Consider the following 21,564-nt stretch of genomic DNA (forward strand, 5'->3'; position numbering starts at 1 on the left):
GCCGGGCCCGCGTCACCAGCGGACGAGGGACAGCCCGATGGACATGCCGCCGCCGAACGCGACCAGCAGGACCAGGTCGCCGGGCTCGAAGCGGCCGTCGCGCGCGGCGGCGTCCAGCGTCACCGGCAGCGAGGCGGCGCCGGTGTTGCCGTACCGCTCGACCGTCGAGTGCAGGGCCGCGCGGGGCAGCCGCAGCTCGTCCGCGAGCCTCCTGATCAGGTGCGCGTTCGCCTGGTGCGGGACGACGTGGCGGACGTCCGCGCGGCTCACGCCCTGCTCGTCCAGGAAGCGGCCGACCTCGTCCGGGACGTGCTCCATCACGAACTCGGTGACCGCGCGGCCCTGCATGGTGAAGTAGTGCTGCCGCCGCGCGAGCGTCTCGGCGGACGCGGGCAGGCGGCTGCCGCCCGCCGCGACGCCGACCAGGTCGCGGTGGTCCCGAAGGTCAGCAGCTTCGAGCCGAGGATCGCCCGCCCGTGATCGCCGGCGCGGTGGCCGTCGCGGTGGCCGCCGCGGTCGCCGTCGCGGCCCGCGTGCGCGCCGGCCCCGCCGGGGTACGAGCCGTTCGGCGCGGCGGGGACAGGGCCGAGGACGGCCGCGCCCGCGCCGTCGCCGAGCAGCACGACGGTGCGGCGGTCCTCCGGGTCGATGGCGCGCGAGTACACGTCGGCGGCCACGACCAGGGCGCGTCCCGCGTCCGCCCCGTACGGCCCGCCGTCCCCTCCGGCGGTCCCGGCGTCGGCGGCCAGGAACCTCCGGGCGGTCTCCAGCGCGAACACGAAGCCGCTGCACACCGAGTTGAGGTCGAACGCGGCGGCCTCCGCGGGCGCGCCGAGCCGCGCGGCGAGGACGGCGGCGGTCGGCGGCTGCGGGGAGTCCGGCGTGGACGTCGCCACGATGATCAGCCGCAGCAGGTCCGGATCGGTGCCCGCCTCCTTCAGCGCGAGCTGCGCGGCGGCCAGGCACAGGTCGGAGGTGGTCTCGCCGGGCTCGGCCCAGCGCCGGCCGCGGATGCCGGTCTTGCGGGTGATCCACGCGTCGTCCACGCCCGCGGGCGCCCCGACCTGGTCGTTGGTGACCATGGTGGCGGGCAGGTGGGAGCCCGTGCCGAGCACGCCGATCCCCCCGGTCTGTCCTGCTGACATCTCGGTTCCCTCTTCCGTTCGGGGTTCAGTTCGCGACGGACCGCCGGGACCGGTCCCCGGACGGCGCCCCGGGCGGCGGGCCCGCCAGGAGACGCTCGGCGGCGGCGAGCTCGGCGCGGTGGCCGAGCAGCCACGCGCGGCCGCTCAGCTCCCACTGGCCGGGCAGGTCCTGGTCGCGTTCGAGCTGCCGGGCGCCGTCGCCCAGGTGGAACGTGTCGGCCGTCTCCCGCGAGGCGCGCTGGACGCGGGACGTGCGCGCGAGCCGCAGCCCGTCGTACCGCCGCAGCGCCGCGGGCACGTCGGAGCCCGCCGCGCGCACGCAGTCGGCGAGGACCACCGCGTCCTCGACGGCCTGGTTCGCGCCCTGCGCCTGGAACGGCAGCATCGGGTGCGCCGCGTCGCCGAGCAGCGCGAGCCGCCCGGCGGCCAGCCGGGGGAGCGGGTCGCGGTCGTGCAGCAGCCACCACGTGACCTCCTCGGCCGCCTCGACGAGCGCGACGGCGGCGGGGTCCCAGCCGCGGTACTCGGCGGCGGGCTCGGCGGGTGACGCCGGGCCCGACCACGCGCCCTCGCCGCCGCCCGCCTCGCGCACCGCGTCCGGGAGGACGGTCGCGGGCAGCGTCGCGCTGAACGCGATCGAGCGCCCGGACGACACGGGGTAGCAGACCAGGTGCCGCCCCGGGCCGATCCAGCCCCGCACCCGGGGGACGCTCGCGAGCTCCGGCACCCGTTCGGCCGGAACGAGCCCGCGGTAGACGACCTGGCCGGAGAAGCGCGGCGCGTCGTCCGCGAGCACCCGCCGCGCGACCGAACGCGTGCCGTCCGCCCCGACGAGCAGGTCGAACCGCTCGCGCGAGCCGTCCGCGAACACGGCGCACACGCGCCCGCCGCCGCCGGTGTTCCCGCCGTCGCCGTTCCCGCCGGTGCCGGGTTCGACGGCGACGCAGCGGCGGCCGAGGACGACCGTGCCCTCGGGCGACGCCTCCAGCAGCGCCCGGTGCAGGTCGCCCCGGTGCAGCGTGTAGTACGGCGCGCCGAACAGCTCGACGCAGTCGCGGCCGAGCGGCGTGCGGCCGAGCAGGCGGCCGTCGTTCCAGCGCATGACGTCGCTCGACAGCGGCCTGCTCGCGACCGCGTCGACCGTCTCCGCCACGCCGAGCCGCCCGAACAGGCGGCTGGCGTTGGGCGAGACCTGGATGCCCGCGCCGATCCGCTCGAGCTGCGGGGCCTGCTCGAACACGGTGCAGTCCAGCCCCGCCGCGCGCAGCGCCCCGGCGGCGGCGAGCCCGCCGATGCCCGCGCCGAGGACCCCGATCGCGGGCGCGCTCATCTCCCCACCTCCGCCCGGACGGGGCCGCCCGGCTCGCCCGGCGCGCCCGGCGCGGAGGTGAACGGGGACCGGCCGAGCACCAGCGCCTCGTGCGCCGCGATCGCCGCCTCCAGCAGCCGTTCCTCCGGGCAGGTCACCGCGATCCGGCTCTCGGTCAGCTCGGTCCGCGCGACGACCACGCCCGCCGCCGACAGCGCCTGGAGCAGCGCGGGCAGCAGGATCGGGCGCGAGCGCAGGCCCGTCCCGACGATCGTCAGCTTGCCCATCGGCTCCGACCGCCGCAGCGCGTCGAACCCGCAGAACGAGCGCGCCTCCGCGAGCGCCGCTCCGGCCCGTTCGCACTCGGCCTCGGGCAGCAGGAACGACACCTCCAGCCGCCGGTCCCGGTCGGGCGACGCCGCCCACGTCGGCAGGTCCAAGCCGACGTCGGCGTCCGCGAGCGCGCGGAACACGGTCGCGAGCGCGTCCGGGTCCTCCCGCAGCCCCGCGACGGTGAGCTGCACCTGCCGGTCGAGGTGCGCGAGCCCCCACACACCAGCACGCTCCGCCGGGTCGCCGCGCTGCCCGCGCTTGCCGCGCGGCGGCCTCGCCGCGATCCACGTCCCGTCGCCGCCGCCGTCGGCGGGCCGCACGCGGACGGGCAGCCCGTGCGCCCCCGCGTACTCGACGCAGCGCGGCACCAGCACCCGCGCCCCGCCCCGCGCCAGCTCCAGCATCGGCTCGTACGGCAGGTAGCGGAGCATCCGGGCGTCCGGGACGCAGCGCGGGTCGGCGCTGTAGACGCCGTCCACGTCCGTGCCGATCTCGCAGACCTCGGCGTCCAGCGCGACGGCGAGCGCCGCCGCGGTGGTGTCGGACCCGCCGCGCCCGAGCGTGGTGACGTCGCGGCCCGTCCGCGACACCCCCTGGAACCCCGCGACGACCGGCACCCGGCCCGCCGCGAGCTGCTCGCGGACGCGGTCCGGGCGGACCTCCAGCACCCGCGCCCTGCCGTGCTCGTCGTCGGTGGTGATCCCGGCGTCCGCGCCGGTGAGCGAGCACGCCGCGACCCCGCGGCGCTGCAACCCCAGCGCCAGCAGCGCCGCCGACGCGCGCTCGCCCGTGCTGAGCAGCGCGTCGAGCTCGCGGCCGCGCGGCTTCGGCGACACCTCGTGCGCCACCGACAGCAGCTCGTCGGTGGTCGAGCCCATCGCCGACACCACCGCCACGACCTCGCGCCCGGCCCGCCGGGCCGCGGCGACCCGGTCGGCCACCCGCCCGATCAGCGCCGCGTCGCCCAGCGACGTCCCGCCGTACTTCTGCACTACAAGGCTCATGCCGCCTACTTCTCCAGCAGGAACTCGCGGACGGCGTAGCCGACGTGGCGCGGGTCGGTCAGCGTGGCGCCCGCCAGCTCGTCCCCGGGCTTCAGGTCCGTGACGTTGCGGACCTCCGCCTCGGGCCCGAGCACCCGCACGTGCCAGTCGTCCTGGACGAGCAGGTCCACGGCCGTCCCGGACGCCGAGCGCGCCTCGATCCGCAGCAGCGGCCGGGTCTCGATCTTCGCCCGCCCGACCACCACCCGCCGCGTCTCCCCGTTCGTCCGGACGGCCAGCAGCTCCGACCCGGACCCGAGCTCGCTGAGGTAGCGGGTCCGGTTCTCCGGGCCGAGCGTGTAGGAGTGCAGCGCGCCCGCGTTCACCCGGAACGGCCGGGTCGGCATGTACGGCAGCGGATGGGTCTCGCTGCTCACCAGCACCATCCCGCCCGCGTACGAGCCGACGAGGATGCCCTCGTCCGGGCCGAGGTGCGAGCAGGTGTCCACGCACACCCGGTCGCCGAGCCCGACATGGGTGATCGCCGCGACCTCCAGCGGCGACATGTCGATCTTGGGGGTGGCGACCTGGAGCAGGCTCATCAGCTCGGTCGTCTCGCCGACCCCGCGCGGCGCGAACAGCACCCCGTCCGACCCGCGTTCGAGGACGCCGACGACGATCTGCGCCTCCTCCAGGTCGTGCACCAGGGTCACGGTCCGGCCCTGCGTCCCGTCCGCCGCCGCGAGGACGATCTCCAGCGGGATCTTCGTCGGGTCGGTGAAGTCGATCAGCGTCCAGCCGGGCCGCCCGGCCGAGTCGCACGCGACGTCCAGCGACGCGTGGTCGTCCACCCGGACGAACACGCCCGAGTCGTCGTCGCGCCGCGCCGGGGCGTGCCGGTGGTCGACGACCACCACGTCCGCGACCTCGGCGAGCGCGGCGGGGTCGCCGCCGTCCGCCGCCATGCCGACGCGCTTCACCGACGGCGGCAGCGCGCCGAGCACGGCGGGGTCGTCGGACAGCAGCCCGTGCGCCCCGACGTGCGCGGCCTCCTCGGCCACCGCCAGCGGCTCGTCCAGCCCGCGCAGGTCGATCCAGGCCAGCTTCATCTACTTCACTCCTCTGATCAGGGCGGCGTGCTCCAGCACCTTGGCCCGGCCGGCGTCCTGCTCCGGCCCGTGGACGATCTCGGCGATCGACCGGGTCACGCCCGCCACGTCCCGGGCCTGGAAGACGTTGCGGCCGACCGCGACGCCGGCCGCGCCGGAGCGCATGATCGACCGGATGGACGCCAGCAGCGCCGGCGCGGCCGGCACCGCCGCCCCGCCCGCCGCGATCAGCGGGATCGGGCACGACCGCACCACCTCGGTCATGGTCTCCACCGACCCGGTGTAGGGGGTCTTGACGATGTCGGCGCCGAGGTCGACGGCCACGGTCGCCGCGTGCGCCACGAGCTCGGGGTCCCTCGGGTCCCTGACCCGGGGGCCGCGCGGGTAGACCATCGCCAGCAGCGGCATGCCCCACCGGGCGCAGTGCTCGGCCGTGCGGCCGAGGTCGGCGAGCTGCGCCGCCTCGGTGTCGCACCCGAGGTTGACGTGCACGCTCACCGCGTCGGCGCCGAGCCGCACCGCCTGCTCGACGTCCCCGACGAGGATCTTCTCGTCGGTGTCGGGCGCCTGGTTGGTGCTCGCGCTCAGATGCACCACCACCGACAGCGCCCGGAACATCCGCGGGTCCAGGAACCGCAGGCGCCCCTTGTGCAGGACCACCCCGTCCGCGCCGTTGCCCGCGATCTCCCCGATGAGCCGCTCCATCCCGTCGCCCGTGGCGATCGGGCCGTCGGTGACCGAATGGTCCATCGGCACCAGAAAGAGCCTCTCCCGGTGCCGGTGCAGCAGCCGTTCCATTCTTATCTGTTTTCCGATGCCGACGCCCGTGGTCGATGCCATATCGCCGTGCTCCATTCTGCCGGCAGATTCTGGGCCACTTCTCTTTCCCCTGCCATGTTCCGGGGCGTCCGGACGCGGGGTCAACAGAACGGGCACGGCACATTGTAAGGCAAAGGTAAATTGAAGTCAGGACGACGTCAGTTCTTCAGTCGCAGGTAATCCCAGCGAAAACCGGGCCCCGGCACCTCGCCCGACACCGGCCATGCAGGCGGTACACCGCAATTGCGCCTACGGCCCGCGCCCCGTCCGGGACGAAAGTCGGGCGCACCGAGAGAGAAGATCTTCACGACCCCGCCCGCTCGTCGATAAGCCCATGCGGACGCACCCACAGGCACAGCAAAACAATCCCGTCCCGGGCCGTCAGGCGCGGCATTCGATTCGTTCGAATTGCGGGCCGTGATCTGCGGGGCGCCAAAGCCGGTCGCGGACCGCAAAGGAACGTGAATTCTCTTTCATGTCCCGCGTGGAGCAGGCGCTATGGCGCCGATCGCCTCGTACACCCGCACCGCCGGACGTCCCGGAACCCGTACGGCGTCAACGGCGAACGGGGTGACAACCGGGTGGCGGGCTGCAAGGCTTTCGTCGCATCTTGCTCGGCTTCGCGACGATCGGGATGCCGTCGGCCGGCGCGCTCTCGGGGAGCGCGCGGCACAGGGGACACGAGGAGGCGACGGCAGTGACCGTCTCGATGGTGAAGGGCCAGCGGATCTCGCTGGAGAAGCCGGGCGCGGAGCTGCGCATGGTCCGGATGGGCCTCGGCTGGGACGCGGTGCGGAAGAAGGGGTTCTTCGGCTCCCGGCAGCGGGAGATCGACCTCGACGCCTCCTGCGTGCTCTTCGCCGACGGCCGCCTCGCCGACGTGGTCTACTTCGGCAAGCTGGTCAGCGACGACGGCTCCGTCCGGCACACCGGCGACAACCTCACCGGCGCGGGCGACGGCGACGACGAGTCGGTGATCGTCGACCTGCCCCGGCTGCCGGTGCACGTCACCTCGCTGGTGTTCACGGTCAACTCGTTCAACGGGCAGACGTTCGACGAGGTGGACAACGCCTTCTGCCGCCTGGTCAACGAGGCGGACGGCGACGAGCTGGCCCGCTACACCCTGACCGGCGGCGGCGCCCACACCGCCATGGTGATGGCCCGGCTCTACCGGCACGGCGACGCGTGGAAGATGAACGCGATCGGCGAGCCCTGCCACGGCCGCACCTTCGAGGACATGCTCCCGACGATCGCCGGCCTGGCCTGACCGGCGATGCTCGAACTCTCGCCCGGCGCCAACACCGCGCTGCCCGCCCGGCGGGTGACCGCGACCGTGTCCTGCGCCGTCCCCGTGGACCTCAGCGCCCTGCTGGTCGGCCCGGACCTGCGCGTGCGCTCGGACGCCGACCTGGTGTTCTTCAACGCGCCCGAAGCGCCCGGCGTGCGCTGGACCGACGGCGGCGGGCGCCAGCGCGTCGACCTCGACCTCGACGCCGTGCCCGCGGACGCCCAGGCGGTGCTGATCGCGGTCAGCCTGAGCGGGAGCGGCGTCTCGTTCGGGGCGGTGCCGCCGCCGCAGGTCCAGCTCACCGCGCCCGGCGGCGGCCCGATGGCGCTGTTCACCGCCGCGGGGCTCGGCCCGGAGAAGGCGATCATCGGGCTGGAGGTCTACCGCCGGGCCGACCGCTGGAAGGTGCGCGCCGTCGGCCAGGGCTACGCCGGCGGGCTCGCCGAACTGGTCGAGGCCCACGGCGTCGAGGTGGACGACCCGGGCGAGGCCGAGGCCGGCATGGCCGCCCCGCCGCCCGCGCCCGCCGTCGGAGCCCCGCCGCCGCGCCCGGCCGTCCCGCCGGCCCCGCAGGCGCCGCCCTCCGGGGAGGTCGGCTACCTCGAACGGTGCTGGCTGGTCTGGGAGGACGCGAGCCGTTCGATCGCCGCGTTCCGCGCGTCCACCGAGCACGCCCTCAACCTCCGCAACGACGAGATCGCCGGACGCGCCCCGCGCGGACGGTTCGAGCAGCTCATGGCGGCGGCCGACCAGCGGCTGCGGGCCGACGCCGCGCAGCTCCGCGACGAGCTCGCCCGCGTCGAGCCGCACGTCACCGCCGAGGCCGCGCCGTTCGACGCGCCGTCCTGGCTGACCTGGCGGCCCCGCGCCGACCTGGCCGAGGGCGTCCTGCTGGGGCGGCTGTCCACCCCCGAGCTGCCCGACCTGCGGGTGCCGCTCGTCCTGCGGGTGCCCTGGCGGCGCGCCGTGTGGATCTCGCGCGGCACGATGCCCGGCGACGCCGCCGCCTACGCCTGGTCGCTGGTGACCAGGTTCCTGGCCGCCGTCCCGCCGGGACTGGTCGGCCTGGAAGTGATCGACGCGACGGGCCTGTCGGGCGCCGGCTGGCTGAACACGCTCGCCGCCGCCCGCCTGCCGGGCGGCGGCGTGGCCACCGGCCCCGCCGCGGCCGAACGGCTCCGGCGCCTCCTCGACCTGGTCGACCTGCGCAGGATCGGCGGCCCGGAAGGCGACCCCGCCGGCCCCGGCGCGGAGCCCCAGGTCCGCCTAGTGGTGATCATGGACGCCGGCGCGGCCGTCGAGGGCGAGCAGGCGCACCAGCTCCTGCGCCTCGTGGAGGACGGACCGCTGGTCGGCGTCCCGGTGCTGCTGGTGGAGACCGACACCCCGGCCCCCGACTCCGTCCGCGCCGTCCGGATCCTCCAGTCCTGCAACACCCTCCCGTCCAGCCAGGGCACGGTGGGCGACTCCTGGGTGGGCATGGACTGGACCCTCACCCCCGACGTCCTCCCCGACGCCGCCAACGCCACCCGCGCCCCGCCCTCCTCTCCCACGTCCTCACGGCGTCGATCTAGCCCCCTCACCCTGAGCCCCGCCCCGCCCGGCCCTGCCCCGGTCCTGCCCTGCCCCGGTCCTGCCCTGGCCCGGCCCTGCCCTGGCCCGGTCCTGCCCTGGCCCGGCCCGGCTCGGGTCGCATCGGTCTCGGTTTGACGGACGCCCCACGTGACATGGCATCGCGGCGCTTCCGCGCGCCCGCTCCTAGCGGCGCTAGTTTTCCTGTCGGCGGTCTGCTAGCGTCGGCACTGTCGCTAGCAGTGCTAGGAATTGGAGCAAGTCATGCTGAGCCCCGTCGCCTACGGTCTGGCCGTCGTCCTCGCCCTCTTCGTCGCCTTCATCGGCGCCCGGTTCCTACTGGTCCCGAAGGCCGCGGCCGCCGGGTACGGCGTTCCGGCCAAGCGGGACGGCGACGCGGCCTACCTGGAGGTCAAGGGGCTGCGCGACCTCACGTTCGGGCTCCTCGGACTGGCCCTGCTCGCCTTCGCCGACGCCGGCGCGGCGGGCTGGTACATGCTGGTCGTCGCCGTCGCCCCCTCGGCGACACCCTCATCGTGCTGCGGCACGGCGGGACGAAGGCCACGGCGTTCGGCATCCACTTCGCGACCGCGGTGGTCGTCCTCATCAGCGCCGCCCTGCTGTTCGCCGTCTGAGCCGCGTCCGAACGAGCCGCCTCCGAACGAGCCGTACGCGATGCTGCCGAGCTCCGCGATGCCGCCGGGCGCGCCGGAGCCCGAGGGGCCCGGCGCGCCTCGCCGTCCGGGGTGAGGCGTTTCCCCGGTCAGGACGAGGACGCGCGGAGTTCCTTGGCGGCGGCGCGGTACGCCTGGGCGATGCGGTCGAACATGCCCAGCAGCAAGGGCACCTGCTCCGGCTCGTAGTGCGGGCTGATCGCGTACAGGTGCCGCCGGGACGCCTCGCACGCGGCCTCGTAGTCGTCCAGGCCGCCCTCGGCCAGTTCGACGGTGACCTTGCGGCGGTCGCGCTCGTCGCGGACGCGCCGGGCGTAGCCCGCCCGCTCCAGCCGGTCGATCAGCCGGGTCGTCGAGGCGGACGGCAGCCCGAGCTCCTCGGAGAGCCGTCCCACCGACAGCGGTCCGCGGGTCTCCAGCAGGACCGCGGCGGCGACGTCGATGGGTTGCAGGCCGAGGCGGTCGGCGACCGCCTCGTTGTGCAGCAGGACGGCGACGAGGAACTCGCGGAAGACGTCCTCTTCGGGTTGCTCATGGGCCACCCGGCCAACCTACTCCATTGTGATATATCTTCGGATCGGAGATACTTCGATGTGGAGGGGACATGGAGATTCTCGTCATGGGCGCCGGGGTGGGCGGCCTCGCCGTCGCGCGCGGTCTGCTCGCCGCGGGCCACCGGGTCCGGGTCTTCGAGCGCGCGCCCGGGTGGCGGACGGGCGGCGCGGCCGTGATGATCTTCAGCAACGGCACCGCCGTGCTGGACGATCTCGGCGTCTCCCTGGACGGCGTCGGCGCCCGCATCGACCGGATCGACGCGCTCACCTCCGGCGGCCGGCTGCGCACCAGCCAGAACATCGCCCACGCGGCCGAGCGCTACGGCTTCCTGACCAAGGTGGTCTCCCGCCGCCGCCTGCTGGAACGGCTCGCGGACGGGCTGCCCGGCGACCTGGTCGAGTACGGCAGGGAGTGCCGGGGCGTCGAGCAGGACGGCCGCCGGGTCACCGCGACGTTCGGCGACGGGACGGCGGCGACCGGGGACCTGCTGGTCGGGGCCGACGGGCACCACTCGGCCGTCCGGGCGCGCCTGTGGGGCGAGGGCTCGGTCGCGCCCGCGACGTTCGGCACGTGGCAGGGGCTCAGCCCGATCGACGTCGAGGTCACCCGTTCGCACACCAACCTCATGATCACGGGACGGGAGGGCGCGTGCGGGCTGATGCCCGCGGGGAGGGGCTGCTCCAGTGGTGGTTCGACGTGCGCTGGACGCCCTCCGACCCGCGTCCCGCCGATCCGCTGGCCGACATGCGGCGCCGGTTCGGCCACTGGGCCTCGCCCGTGCCGGAGGTGCTCGCCGCCGCGCCCGAGGGCGACCTGGCCTTCTTCGGGCACCACTGGAACAAGGTCCGCCGGGTGTGGGGCGAGGGGCGCGTCACGCTGGTCGGCGACGCCGCCCACATCATGCCGCCCACCCTCGGGCAGGGCGCCAACCAGACCCTGGAGGACGCCTGGGTGCTCGGCCGCGAGCTCGCCAAGGGCGGCGACCCGGTGGAACGGCTGCGCGCCTACGAGCGGGCGCGCTACCCGCACGTCTCCCTGGTCTCCCGGATGGCGAGGCGCAACCCCGCCAACTGGCGCATCCCGCCGATGATCGGCCGGCTGTTCCCCGAGACGTCCCAGACCGCCATGCTCGCGCGCTTCAGCAACCGCCTCACCGCGCTCGCCGCCTGACGGGCCCGCCCCTGGGAACGGCTCGCCGCGCCGCCCGCTAGCATCGCCTGCCCATGGACGCGAGCACGCAGGAGATGGTCGAGATCCCGCCGGGGCGGGTGACGCTGGCGGACCGGCGCACCGAGAGCACCTGGTCGGTCGATCTCGCGCCGTACCGGCTCGCGGCCGTCCCGGCCACCCAGGCGCTCTACGCGCGGGTCACCGGCGCGCGTCCGAGCGCGTCGTCCGGTGACCGCCTGCCCGTCGAGGGCGTCTCGTGGTGGGACGCCGTCCGCTTCTGCAACCGCCTGTCCGAACGCGACGGCCTCGCGCCCGCCTACCGCTTCCCCGACGGCGGCGAAGGCGTCGAGCGCGTCCCCGCCGCGGACGGCTACCGGCTGCCGACCGAGGCCGAATGGGAACACGCCTGCCGGGCCGGCACGGCCGGGCCCCGCTACGGGCCGCTGGACGAGATCGCCTGGTACCGCGGCAACTCCGGCGAGCGCCTCCACGAGGCGGGCGGGAAGCGCCCCAACGCCTGGGGCCTGTACGACATGCTCGGCAACGTCTGGGACTGGTGCTGGGACCTCTACGACCCCCGCGTCTACGGCTCCTACCGGGTGCTGCGCGGCGGCGGCTGGTTCGACGAGCACTGGAGCTGCCGCGCCTCCGCCCGGCGCCGCAGCCACCCCGACTACCGGGTGGACGACGTCGGGTTCCGCCTCGCTCGCTCCATACCGCGCTGAGCACCGGCGACGCACCGTCACTTGTTCCTGTTAGGAACGGTGCGCGGTAGCGTGGAAGCGTCATCAAGCAAGCATCTGGTTGGGGGGAGCTCGATGGCCGCTCTGCGATTCGTCGACGCGCACGTGCACTTCTGGGACCTGGGCGCGCACGAGGGCTGGTATCCGCAGCTCGACAGCCACTTCCCGGAGGTGTACCGCGACTACCTGCCGGGCGACCACCGCGCCGACGCGGCGAAGGCCGGCGTGGACGTCACCGACGTGGTGCACGTGTCCGCGACGTCCGCGCCGCGCGCCTACCTGGACGAGACCGGGTGGCTGGACGGGATGCACCGGGCCGACCCGGCCCGTCCCTCCGCGATCATCGGCGGGCTCGACCCGGGCCGGTCCGCCGAGGACGTCGAGCGCGACCTGGACGCCCAGGCCGCCGCCGGGGCGCTCCGGGGCGTACGGGTGCTCAGCGGGCTGGACCCGGCGAGCGAGGCGGCCGGCCGCGTCCTGCGGCTGCTGGCCGCGCGCGACCTGGTGTTCGACCAGATCATCCGGCCCGGCGACGTGGACGCCTACGTGCCGCTGCTGGCGGGGGCGCCGGACGCGGCGGTCGTGGCCGAGCACACCGGCTGGCCCGACAGGGGCCGTGGCGAGCCGTTCCGCCGCTGGCGGGAGGGCATGGCCAAGCTCGCCGCGCTGCCGAACGTGGACTGCAAGATCTCGGGCCTCGGCATGGCGCTGCGGACCCTGGCCGTCGAGGAGCTGCGCCCGTACGTCGAGAGCTGCGTCGAGCTGTTCGGCGTCGAGCGCTGCTTCTTCGGCAGCAACTTCCCGGTGGACGGCGTCGGCGGGACGTACGCCGAGCAGCTCGCGGCGTACCAGGAGATCACCGCCCCGCTGAGCGAGGCCGAACGCCGCGCGCTGTTCTCCGGCAACGCCCGCCGCCGCTACCGCCTCTGACCCGGGCGTCCCGGCCCTACGGCGATCGCGGCGGCGGGCCCGGCTGCGGCCCGGCGGCGGCCCGGCTGCGGCCCGCCCTCGCGGTCAGGGTTTCAGGGCTTCAGGGCCTCGCGGACGGTGTCGGCCAGCGGCGTCGGCTTGCGGCCGGTCAGGTCGGAGACCGTCGAGCTGACGTTGGCGAGGAAGCCGCCGCGGGTCGCCGTGCCGAACGACGCCACGACGTCCGCGACCATGTCCGGGAGCCCGGCCGCCCGCAGGCCCGCCGACGCCGCGGCATCGTCCACGTGGACGACCTCGACCTCGCGGCCGCCGATCTCCCGCGCGAGGTCCGCGAGGTCGGCGGCCGTCAGCGCCTCCGGCCCGGTGACGTCGTACGCCATGCCCTCGTGCCCGTCCTGGGTCAGGACCGCCGCCGCCACCGCGGCGCAGTCCTCGCGGGTCACGTAGGCGGTGGCGCCCGCCCCGCCGTTGGTCACCAGCCGGCCCGACGCCGCGGCCTGCTGGACGACCGGCACCTGCATGTGCGCGTACAGGTTGTTGCGCAGCATCGTCCACCGCGCGCCGCTGTCGCGCAGCGCCTGCTCCGTCCCCGCGTGGTCCGAGAGCACCAGCGCCGGGTTGGCCGGAACGGGCTCGGGGAGGGAGGTGTAGACGATGTGCCGGACCCCGGCGCCGACCGCCGCCGAGACGGCCGCGCGCTGGTGGTCGAGCCGCTCGCCGAACCCGTCGGTGGAGACGAGGAGCAGCCGGTCGACGCCCTTGAACGCGCCCGCCAGCGTGCCCGGATCGGCGAAGTCGGCCTGCCGCACCTCGGCGCCGAGGGCCGCGAGGTCGGCGACCGCGTCCGGGTTGCGCGTGGTCAGCACGACCTCGCGCGGGTCGACGGTCCGCAGCACGATCTCGGCGCTGGCCCGCCCGAGGGCGCCGGAGGCCCCGGTGATGGCGATCGTCATGACGGCTCCAAACTGTAGTCGTTGTGATTACGAATCGAGCCTACCGTAACCGTAATAGTTTCGGTATGGCAACATGGCGGTATGGCGCGGTCGAAGAACACCCAGTTCGCGGTCGCCGTGCACGTGCTCACGTACCTGGCGGGCATGGCCGACGGCGGCCCGGTGAGCTCGGACGAGCTGTCCGAGAGCACCAACGTCAATCCCGTCTACGTGCGCCGCGTGCTCGGCCCGCTGCGCGAGGCCGGGCTGGTGCGGTCCCGGCCGGGCGTGCACGGCGGCTGGGAGCTGGCGACCCCCGCCCATGACGTCACGCTCGCGCGGGTCTGGCGGCTCCTCCAGGGCGCGGACCCGGTCCTCGGCCTGCACGGGCCCGCCCCGGACTGCCCGGTCGGGCGCGGCATCCAGCGGTCGCTGACCGCCCTCGACAGCGCGGTCTCCGACGCCGTCGCCGCGGAGCTCGAACGGTTCACGGTGCACGACGTCCTGATGCGCCAGATCGAGCAACCGGCGAAACCGGCCGGCGGATAGCGGCTCGACGCCCCGCACGCCCCGCCGCGCCCCGGACGCGCCGCTGCGGCCCGGCGAGGGGCATGGCATGCTTGGGCGCCGTGAGTGGCCTCGATGGCGTACGGCTCAGGCTCGACCGGGTGCGCGCCGCGGTCGGCGAGATCGACCGGGTGTTCCTCGACACGCCGGCGCTGGAGTGCGCGCCGCTCGGCCGGGCGCTCGGCTGCTCGATGACGCTGAAGGTCGAGACGCTCAACCCGGTGCGGAGCTTCAAGGGGCGCGGCACGGAGACCGTGGCGGCCGCGGCCCGCGAGAACGGCGCGTCGCGGGTGGTGTGCGCGAGCGCCGGGAACCTCGGCCAGGCGCTCGCCTACAGCGGCTCGCGCCGGGGACTCGCCGTCACCGTCGTGGCGGCCGAGACCGCCAACCCGCTCAAGCTGCGCCGGATCGCCGAACTCGGCGCGGAGGTGCGGCTCGAAGGCGAGGACATCGAGGACGCCCGGCTGCTGGCGCGCGAGCTCGCGGAGACCGGCGGCGCGCACCTGGTCGAGGACAGCCTGGACCTGGCGACCTGCGAGGGCGCCGCCACGATCGGCCTCGAACTCGTCCGGGACGATCCGGCGCTCGACACCGTGCTCGTGGCCCTCGGAGGCGGTGCGATGGCGAGCGGCCTCGGGTACGTGATGCGCTCGCTCGCCGAGCACGTGCGGGTGATCGGGATCCAGCCGATCGGCGCGCCCGCGATGGCCCTGTCGTGGCGGCGGGGAACGGTGGTCGAGACGGAGCGGATCGAGACGATCGCCGACGGCGTCGCGGGGCGCTGCCCGATCCCCGAGGTCCTGGACGACCTGCTCGCCGTCCTCGACGACGTGGTGCTCGTCGGCGAGGACTCGATCAAGGCCGGGATGCGGGCGCTCCACGAGCACGCCGGGCTCGTCGTGGAGCCCTCCGCGGCGCTCGGCGTCGCCGCCGTGCTGGAGAATCCCGAACGGTTCGCCGGACGGCGCGTCACCACCATCCTGTGCGGCAGCAATGTGGAACCCGCCGACTTCGCACGGTGGGTGCTGGAGCCGGCCGCCCGCCGGTAGGGCTCACTGGTTCGGTGGGAAATCGGTGAAGACCATTCCGAGCGCGGCCAGATCGCGCAGTTCGATGGTCACCGGAGTGCCGAGAACCGTTCCGAAACCGGCTTCTCTTACCTTGGCGAGATAGCAGCTGATTTCCGCGTTCCACCTGTTCGCCCATACTCCTTCGGAGGGCGAGGCCGGACGGGAGCACGGCGCGGGTCAGTGCGGGCGGTTGAGGCCGCGGGCGGCGACGGGGGCGGTGACGGCGGCGATGGCGAGGCTGGTGAGGGCGGCGCTCAGGGCTCCCGTTCCGACGGCACCGGACAGGCACAGGTCGCGGGTGGCGTTGATGCCGTGGGTGACGGGGTTGAGCCCGGCGGTCCACCGCAGCCACGGCGGCAACTGCCCGATCGGGACGAACGCGTTGGACGCGAACGTCAGCGGGAACATCAGCAGCCCGGCGGCGGCGTACAGCGGCTCGGTCCGTTCGATCCAGCAGGCGAGCGCGGTGAACACCCAGCCGAGGCTCCAGCCGACGGTCAGGGAGAGGGCGACGGCGGCGAGCAGGCCGGCCGGGTGGGCGAACGGGCGGTAGCCGAACAGGGCGGACGCGAAGGCGAGCAGGACGGCCAGCCGCAGGACCGCGCGGGCCAGGCCGGCGACGCTGCGGGCGAGCAGGACCGAGCCGGGCCGGATCGGCAGGGACCGGAGGCGGTCGAGCATGCCGCTGCGGGTGTCGTCGGCGATGCCCATCCCGGCCTGGACGCCGCTGTGCAGGGCGGTGGTGAGCAGCAGCGCCGGCATCAGGAAGTCGATGTAGCGCACGCCGGGCGGGAAGCCCGGAGCGCGGGCCAGGGCGGAGAAGACCTGGCCGAACGCGACGAGCATCAGCAGCGGCTCGACCATGCTCATGGCCAGCAGCCGGCGGTCCAGGACGAGGTCGCGCACGGAACGGGCCGTGAGGATGCGGACCTGCGTGCGCACGGGGGTGCCGCGCCAGGCGGCCGTCCCCTCGAAGGAGATCGTGTGGAGGGGGCGGTTGCCGGAGGCGGGGGCGAGGGCGGTCATGGGGTCTCCGCGTGCCGGTGCCCGGTGAGGGCGAGGTACACCTGGTCGAGGCCGGGTTCGGTGAGGGTGAGGCGGGACGGTTCGACGGCGGCGGCGTCCAGCGCGCGGACGACCGCCGTCAGGTCGGGGTCGCGGGCGAGGGCGGCGCTGACGGTGCGCTCGACGCGGTCGAGCACCGGGCGCAGCCCGGCCCGGTGCAGTGCCCGGCGCGCCTCGACGGCGTCGTCGTCGGTGGCGAGCTCGACCGTGACGGTGCGGTGCCCGATGCGGGACTTCAGCTCCCGCGGCGACCCGGAGGCGATCACCCGGCCGCCCGCCAGCACGGCGATCGAGCCGGCGAGCCGGTCGGCCTCCTCCAGGTGCTGGGTGGTCAGCACGACGGTGGTGCCGGTCGCGGTGAGCTCGCGGACGGCGTCCCACATGTTCAGCCGGCTGACCGGGTCCAGGCCGGTGCCGGGCTCGTCCAGGAACACCACCTCGGGGCGCCGGGTGAGGGTGACGGCGAGGTCGAGGCGGCGCCGCATCCCGCCCGAGTAGGTGCGGGCGGGCCGGTCGGCGGCGCGGACCAGGTCGAACAGCTCCAGCAGGTGCTCGGCGCGGGCGCGGGCGGGCCGGGGCCGGGCGCCGAGCAGCCGGGCGACCATGATCAGGTTGTCCCGGCCGGACATGGTGAGGTCCAGCGTCGTCCGCTGCCCGGTGACGGCGATGCAGCGGCGGACGCCCGCGGCGTGCGCGACGACGTCGTGCCCGGCGACGCGGGCGGTCCCGCGGGTGGGCCGCAGCAGGGTCGCCAGCACGCCGACCAGGGTGCTCTTGCCCGCGCCGTTGTGCCCGAGCAGGCCGAGCACCGTCCCCGCGGGAACGGTCAGGTCGATGCCGTCCAGCGCGGTCACCGAGCCGAAGCGCTTGCTCAGGCCGGTGATCTCGATCGCCGGAGCGTCGCCCGCGCGCGTCACGTCCCGGCCTTCGGGCGGAACCGCATGAGGACGGCGGTCACGGCGTGGTCGTAGTAGCGCAGCAGCGCCGAGGCCGCCACGATCCCGGCGGCGAGCGCCAGCGCGTGCCCGGCGAGGCCGAGCGGCGAGACGGGCGCGGCGAGCACCGCGCCGGTCACCGCGATGGCGAGCAGCGCGGCGTTGCGCAGCAGGAGGGGGTAGCTCATGACCGAGCCGTGGCGGCCGAAGCAGCCGCACTCGGCGAAGACCCGGCCGCGGACGGCCCGGAACACCACCCCGATGAACACGGTCAGCAGCGCCGACGCCAGGCCGAACCCGATCCGCGCGGTGGCCGGCACGGCGATCAGCACGGCGGTCAGCGTCTCCAGCGCCGCGAACGCCGCGGCGATCCGGACGGTGGACGCCCCCTCGCGCATGGTCAGCTTCCGTACGGTCGTGACGAACCTGCCGAAGTCCTCGCGGCTCCGCAGCTTGCCGAACGAGGCCGACGCGAACACCCCGGCCATCAGGCACTGCGTGGCCAGCGGCAGATACTCGCGCATCGTTCACCGCCCCCCTTCGCGGCGGGCGCGACGGGCGCGACGGCCCGGCCGGGCGGAGCGACCGGGACGGGCCGGACGGGCGGGCACGGTCATCGTCTTGTGGTAGAGCCGCGTGTCGCCCTGCTCCCCGACCGCCGTCCCTTCCGCCTCGACCCAGGCGTGCGCGCGGAACGGCTCGGCGCGCACGCCGGTGCACCAGTCCGGCCACGTTCCGCCGAGCCGGCACAGGAGCGCCGTCGCCAGCGAACGGCGCAGGCAGCCCTGCCCGGCGCAGTGCACGCTGACCGCCACGACCGCCTGCCGCGCGGCCAGCGCCTGCGCCCCCGACGCGGGACGCGCCCCGCGGCTGGCGGCCAGCAGCACGCGCCGCATCCGCCGGGGAGGCAGCCGTTCCACCGCGGCGGCCAGGGCGACCGCCGGGCGCGCCGCCAGCCGCCGCCGCAGCGGGACCGGCGCCGTCTCCTCAAGGGTCATCGGCATCGTCACGAGAGCATCACCTTCACGGGTTAGGGGTGGACGGTCGGCGCCGCGGCCGGTGCCGGCGCGGCCTCCAGGGAGCGCAGCCACACCTCGCAGGCCAGCGTGCCGAGCAGCGGCACGAGCCGGTGCGGGAACGGTGGCGGGGACATCAGTACGGCGCGCAGCGCGCCCGGGTCCACCAGCCCGAGGCCGGCCAGGCGCATCCCGTCGCTCAGCTCCAGCAGTTCGGAGCGGTGCCGCCGCAGCCCCGCGTACACGTCGGCGCTGAACTCCGCCTTCGACCCGCGGCCGAGGTTCCGCTGGGGGACGATGCCGCGCATCGCGTCCACCAGGACGGGCTTGTAGCGGTCGGCCCGCAGGCAGTCGGCGTAGTCCACCGCGAGTCCGGCCTGGACGACCTGGTCGTCCAGGAACGGGGCCTCCAGCGTGACGCCGAGGCGGGAGGACAGCCGGTCGATCCGGCGTACCAGGGCGCCGCCTTGCCGTACGACCTGGAGGGTGAGGTGCTGCCCCCGTACCGGCGAGAGCGGCTCGGCCCCGGCGGCGGCCGTCTCCTGGAGCGTGCGGCGCGCCGAGGCGAGGGCGTCGGGCGTCGCCCACTCGGGCATCCGGTAGCTGGACCCCCAGCCCGAGAGGGGCGCGTGCATGACGCCGCGGATCGGGCGGTCCAGCGCGCGCCCCGCGTCCCGGCCGAGCCAGTCTCCGAACGAGCGCCGGTCGAGGAGCTGGGCGACGGTGGGCCGCAGCCTCCAGCGGTGGACGGCGCGTCCGGCGCGGACCTGCCGGATCGCCCGCAGCGGCCGCCTGCGCAGCAGATCGTGCAGGTAGCCGGGGTTGGGCTGGAACAGCTCGTCGCCGCCGTGCCCGGTCAGATGCCGGGACGAGCCGAGCGCCGACAGCAGCCGCGCCTGCCTGATCAGGATCTCCCGGGTCTGGATGGCGGGGAACGGGCCCTCCAGGTCGGGGTCGGGTTCGAGCAGGCCCGCGAAGCACCGCGGGAAGTCCTCCACCCCGTACAGCACCTGCTCGGCGCGGGGGAGCTCCTTCGCGGCCAGCGCGGCCCAGTGCGCGTCGTCGGCGGCCGGGTCGGTGGCCTCGCACGTGACGGCGACGAGCCGTTCGACCCGTTCGGCGGCGAGGAAGCACACGCTGGTGGAGTCCATGCCGCCGGACAGGTCGGCGCTCAGCATCGTCCGGCCGTGCGCGCGGACCGCCACGGCGTCGCGCAGGGCCTCCCGCAGGCGGCCCGCCGCCTCGTCCAGCGGGACGTCCGGCGCCGGCGGGCGGTGCCGGCGGCGCACGCGCCCCCGGCCGTCCGGGGAGACCTCCAGGCGGCATCCCGGCTCCAGCGTCTCGACGCCCTCCCACAGGGACCGCTCGCTCACCGGCCACGGCGGTTCGGGCGCGACCAGCCTGGACGCCAGCCACTCCGGACGGAACGCCGCGCCGGTCAGCCCGGCCAGCAGGTCGGGGCGGTCCGCCGCGACCGTCGTCTCCAGCAGCCGGGTGTGGAAGACCTCCCGTACCGACGACAGCGTGCCCTGCACGGACACCACGCCGTCCACGACCGCGGCCGTGTGGAAGCTGCCGGGCAGCTCCCACGGCAGTCCGGCCGCACCGTCGAGGCCGCGCAGCCGGGCGGCGTAGTCGGCCAGCCACGCCGCGGTGGCGGCCGACCGGCCCAGGACGGCGACGCGGCGCTCGCCCGCCGCGGCCCAGACGACGTCCTCGTCCCGCCACCAGCCGGCGATCCAGGGCCGCCCCGAACGGTGCGGGATCACGCGCGGAGCGGGCCGGTCAGGCGGCGTTCCGCGGGACGGCACGCGCAGCGACGCCACGACGGCCTCCCCCGCCGGGCTGTCGGGAACGACCAGGAACCGCATGCCTCCCCCTTCAGAAAAGAACGCGGGGCCCTGCGCCCCGTTCACCGGGGCCGGGCTCGTCTCTCGCGAAGCCGGCCGTGCCGACGGGGGTACCGCGCCGGCACGGCCTTCCGTACTGCGACCTCAGGTGGTGGAGCGGCCCTTAGCAGCCCCACAACGCGCACTGGTTGATGCGGTCGAAGCCCCAGCTGCGGTCACCAAGGGTGACCACGCGAAGGTCGCCCACCGCGGTCAGAAGCGGGGGTTCGTAAACATCCGTCACCATTGTCATCTCACCTCCCTTCCGTTGTCGCTCGTCCGTCCTGGACACAACGACCCCAACGCTAGCGCCACGTTCCGCACTCAAATAGTCACGCAGAGTTGCTAAGCATGGTTGAGGCGGTGACGCATTTCTGGCCGGGCGGCACACCGGACCAGGACGGGCCCTGAGCGGGGGCGGGAGCGGCGGCGGCTACGCGCCGGGGGAGCGCGCTTGGCGTATCAGGAGCCACAGCAGGTAGAGGCCGCCGAGGACGACGGTGAGCACGCCGACGGGCAGTTGCGCCGGGGCGAACAGCGTCCGCGCCAGCCAGTCGGCGGTGACGAGCAGGAAGGCGCCGGTGAACGCCGCGGGGGCGAGGGCCGTTCCCGCCGAACGGGCCAGGCGGCGGCCGATCTGCGGGGCGGCGAGGGCGATGAAGGCGACGGGGCCCGCGGCGGCCGTCGCGGTCGCGGTGAGCGCGACCCCGATGGTGATCATGGCGGTCTCGGTGGCGGTGGTCCTGAGGCCGAGCGCGGTGGCGGTGTCGCGGCCCAGTTCGAGCTGGCGCATCGGGCGCGACAGCAGGGCCGCGGCGGGCAGCAGGAGCGCCAGGACGGCGATCGCCGGACGGGCCTGCTCCCAGCCGACGCCGTTGAGGGTCCCGGCGCCCCAGGCCGCGGCGGCCATCGCGACCTCCATCTTGGCCGCCGTCATCAGCCACGTGTTGAGGCCCGCGAGCATCGCGGCGATGGCGATGCCGGAGATGATGAGCCGCGCGCCCCGCACGCCGCCGCGGCCCGCGGCCAGGTAGACCAGGACCGCCGTGCCGAACCCGCCAGCGAGCGCGCCGGCGGCGACCTGCGGGTACGAGCCGCCCAGCAGGATCATCGCGACCAGGGCGCCGGTGTGGGCCCCGGTGCCGAAGCCGATGACGTCGGGGCTGCCCAGCGGGTTGCGGGTGTAGCTCTGGAAGACGGCGCCGCTCATGCCGAGCGCCGCGCCCAGCAGCACGGCGAGCAGGACGCGGGGCAGGCGCCAGCCCACCACCACGGTCCGTTCCAGGCCGCCGGCCCGTCCGGTCAGGGCCGCCACGACGTCGGGGAGCGGGATGCGGACCTCGCCGTCGCCGAGCGAGACGAGGGCGACGGCCGCCGTCGCGGCGGCGAGCACGGCGCAGGCCGCGGCGCCGCGCGGGGCGAGGCGGACGGAGAACGTCCGCCCCAGTCTCAGCACGGGC

22 protein-coding genes and 2 pseudogenes are annotated in these 21,564 nt (G+C 75.3%); 9 read left to right on the forward strand and 15 right to left on the reverse strand.

Annotated elements, in window-relative coordinates; translation table 11 throughout:
* Positions 1–12: 12 nt before the first annotated feature.
* The 6 genes from GEV43_RS24045 to GEV43_RS24070 are packed head-to-tail and all read right to left on the reverse strand — an operon-like array spanning position 13 to position 5,719.
* Positions 13–348: a 3-oxoacyl-ACP synthase III family protein gene (locus GEV43_RS24045; protein WP_160822619.1), complete on the reverse strand. Its 336-nt coding sequence runs from the start codon at positions 346–348 to the stop codon at positions 13–15.
* Positions 318–1,145, reverse strand: coding sequence for a hypothetical protein (locus GEV43_RS24050; RefSeq protein WP_160822620.1), 828 nt, complete (start codon positions 1,143–1,145; stop codon positions 318–320). The genes GEV43_RS24045 and GEV43_RS24050 overlap by 31 nt, the downstream gene beginning before the upstream one ends.
* A 25-nt stretch (positions 1,146–1,170) precedes the next feature.
* The gene (locus tag GEV43_RS24055) at positions 1,171–2,475 is read right to left on the reverse strand and encodes an FAD-dependent monooxygenase (protein ID WP_160822621.1); all 1,305 of its coding nucleotides are present in this window, start codon (positions 2,473–2,475) and stop codon (positions 1,171–1,173) included.
* On the reverse strand, positions 2,472–3,791 hold the full coding sequence (locus tag GEV43_RS24060) for an aspartate kinase (RefSeq protein WP_160822622.1): 1,320 nt from the start codon (positions 3,789–3,791) through the stop codon (positions 2,472–2,474). The genes GEV43_RS24055 and GEV43_RS24060 overlap by 4 nt, the downstream gene beginning before the upstream one ends.
* Before the next feature lie 5 nt (positions 3,792–3,796).
* Complete coding sequence (locus GEV43_RS24065) at positions 3,797–4,879, reverse strand: 3-dehydroquinate synthase II family protein (RefSeq protein ID WP_160822623.1); 1,083 nt, start codon at positions 4,877–4,879, stop codon at positions 3,797–3,799.
* Entirely contained in the window at positions 4,880–5,719 is an 840-nt protein-coding gene (locus tag GEV43_RS24070) for a 2-amino-3,7-dideoxy-D-threo-hept-6-ulosonate synthase (RefSeq protein ID WP_160822624.1), read from the reverse strand.
* Between the two features lie 676 nt (positions 5,720–6,395).
* On the opposite strand from GEV43_RS24070, the gene GEV43_RS24075 reads away from it, so the two are divergent.
* From GEV43_RS24075 to GEV43_RS24085, 3 genes and pseudogenes are all read left to right on the forward strand, one after another.
* The gene (locus GEV43_RS24075) at positions 6,396–6,965 is read left to right on the forward strand and encodes a TerD family protein (protein WP_160822625.1); all 570 of its coding nucleotides are present in this window, start codon (positions 6,396–6,398) and stop codon (positions 6,963–6,965) included.
* A gap of 6 nt (positions 6,966–6,971) precedes the next feature.
* The gene (locus tag GEV43_RS24080) at positions 6,972–8,696 is read left to right on the forward strand and encodes a TerD family protein (protein ID WP_160822626.1); all 1,725 of its coding nucleotides are present in this window, start codon (positions 6,972–6,974) and stop codon (positions 8,694–8,696) included.
* A 126-nt stretch (positions 8,697–8,822) separates the two neighbouring features.
* Positions 8,823–9,193: pseudogene (locus GEV43_RS24085) on the forward strand (DUF4267 domain-containing protein).
* Positions 9,194–9,321: 128 nt separating this feature from the next.
* On the opposite strand, the gene GEV43_RS24090 reads toward GEV43_RS24085, so the two are convergent.
* Positions 9,322–9,774 carry a MarR family transcriptional regulator gene (locus GEV43_RS24090; protein WP_160822627.1) on the reverse strand — a complete coding sequence of 151 codons (453 nt, stop codon included), beginning with the start codon at positions 9,772–9,774 and terminating at the stop codon, positions 9,322–9,324.
* 77 nt (positions 9,775–9,851) lie between these two features.
* On the opposite strand from GEV43_RS24090, the pseudogene GEV43_RS56230 reads away from it, so the two are divergent.
* From GEV43_RS56230 to GEV43_RS24110, 4 genes and pseudogenes are all read left to right on the forward strand, one after another.
* A pseudogene (locus tag GEV43_RS56230) lies at positions 9,852–10,259 on the forward strand (FAD-dependent oxidoreductase); the annotation flags it as partial.
* Positions 10,260–10,435: 176 nt separating this feature from the next.
* Positions 10,436–10,957, forward strand: a complete 522-nt coding sequence (locus tag GEV43_RS24100) for an FAD-dependent monooxygenase (RefSeq protein WP_309239813.1) — start codon at positions 10,436–10,438, stop codon at positions 10,955–10,957.
* Positions 10,958–11,010: 53 nt separating this feature from the next.
* Positions 11,011–11,682, forward strand: coding sequence for an SUMF1/EgtB/PvdO family nonheme iron enzyme (locus GEV43_RS24105; RefSeq protein ID WP_160822630.1), 672 nt, complete (start codon positions 11,011–11,013; stop codon positions 11,680–11,682).
* 93 nt (positions 11,683–11,775) lie between these two features.
* Positions 11,776–12,630: an amidohydrolase gene (locus GEV43_RS24110; protein WP_160822631.1), complete on the forward strand. Its 855-nt coding sequence runs from the start codon at positions 11,776–11,778 to the stop codon at positions 12,628–12,630.
* A 92-nt stretch (positions 12,631–12,722) separates the two neighbouring features.
* Here GEV43_RS24110 and GEV43_RS24115 read toward each other — a convergent pair whose 3' ends face one another.
* The gene (locus GEV43_RS24115) at positions 12,723–13,583 is read right to left on the reverse strand and encodes an NAD(P)H-binding protein (RefSeq protein ID WP_160822632.1); all 861 of its coding nucleotides are present in this window, start codon (positions 13,581–13,583) and stop codon (positions 12,723–12,725) included.
* Between the two features lie 81 nt (positions 13,584–13,664).
* On the opposite strand from GEV43_RS24115, the gene GEV43_RS24120 reads away from it, so the two are divergent.
* Together GEV43_RS24120 and GEV43_RS24125 are read left to right on the forward strand one after the other, a co-directional pair.
* Complete coding sequence (locus GEV43_RS24120) at positions 13,665–14,111, forward strand: Rrf2 family transcriptional regulator (protein WP_160822633.1); 447 nt, start codon at positions 13,665–13,667, stop codon at positions 14,109–14,111.
* A gap of 80 nt (positions 14,112–14,191) precedes the next feature.
* The gene (locus GEV43_RS24125) at positions 14,192–15,178 is read left to right on the forward strand and encodes a pyridoxal-phosphate dependent enzyme (protein WP_309239814.1); all 987 of its coding nucleotides are present in this window, start codon (positions 14,192–14,194) and stop codon (positions 15,176–15,178) included.
* A 198-nt stretch (positions 15,179–15,376) separates the two neighbouring features.
* Here GEV43_RS24125 and GEV43_RS24130 read toward each other — a convergent pair whose 3' ends face one another.
* From GEV43_RS24130 to GEV43_RS24160, 7 genes are all read right to left on the reverse strand, one after another.
* The gene (locus GEV43_RS24130; protein WP_175250125.1) at positions 15,377–16,225 is read right to left on the reverse strand and encodes an ABC transporter permease; all 849 of its coding nucleotides are present in this window, start codon (positions 16,223–16,225) and stop codon (positions 15,377–15,379) included.
* The gene (locus GEV43_RS24135; RefSeq protein ID WP_160822635.1) at positions 16,222–17,181 is read right to left on the reverse strand and encodes an ATP-binding cassette domain-containing protein; all 960 of its coding nucleotides are present in this window, start codon (positions 17,179–17,181) and stop codon (positions 16,222–16,224) included. The genes GEV43_RS24130 and GEV43_RS24135 overlap by 4 nt, the downstream gene beginning before the upstream one ends.
* On the reverse strand, positions 17,178–17,723 hold the full coding sequence (locus GEV43_RS24140) for a MauE/DoxX family redox-associated membrane protein (protein WP_160822636.1): 546 nt from the start codon (positions 17,721–17,723) through the stop codon (positions 17,178–17,180). The genes GEV43_RS24135 and GEV43_RS24140 overlap by 4 nt, the downstream gene beginning before the upstream one ends.
* A 3-nt stretch (positions 17,724–17,726) precedes the next feature.
* Positions 17,727–18,203 (reverse strand): lasso peptide biosynthesis B2 protein, encoded by a 477-nt coding sequence (locus GEV43_RS24145; RefSeq protein ID WP_241683806.1) that lies wholly within the window; start codon positions 18,201–18,203, stop codon positions 17,727–17,729.
* Between the two features lie 26 nt (positions 18,204–18,229).
* Positions 18,230–20,086 carry an asparagine synthase gene (locus GEV43_RS24150; protein WP_160822638.1) on the reverse strand — a complete coding sequence of 619 codons (1,857 nt, stop codon included), beginning with the start codon at positions 20,084–20,086 and terminating at the stop codon, positions 18,230–18,232.
* Positions 20,087–20,228: 142 nt separating this feature from the next.
* Positions 20,229–20,357, reverse strand: coding sequence for a lasso RiPP family leader peptide-containing protein (locus GEV43_RS56235; RefSeq protein WP_160822639.1), 129 nt, complete (start codon positions 20,355–20,357; stop codon positions 20,229–20,231).
* Positions 20,358–20,537: 180 nt separating this feature from the next.
* The gene (locus GEV43_RS24160; protein WP_309239815.1) at positions 20,538–21,560 is read right to left on the reverse strand and encodes an iron chelate uptake ABC transporter family permease subunit; all 1,023 of its coding nucleotides are present in this window, start codon (positions 21,558–21,560) and stop codon (positions 20,538–20,540) included.
* Between the last annotated feature and the right edge of the window lie 4 nt (positions 21,561–21,564).

It is taken from the genome of Actinomadura sp. J1-007 (assembly GCF_009793335.1).
Classification (GTDB): Bacteria; Actinomycetota; Actinomycetes; order Streptosporangiales; family Streptosporangiaceae; genus Spirillospora; species Spirillospora yumaensis.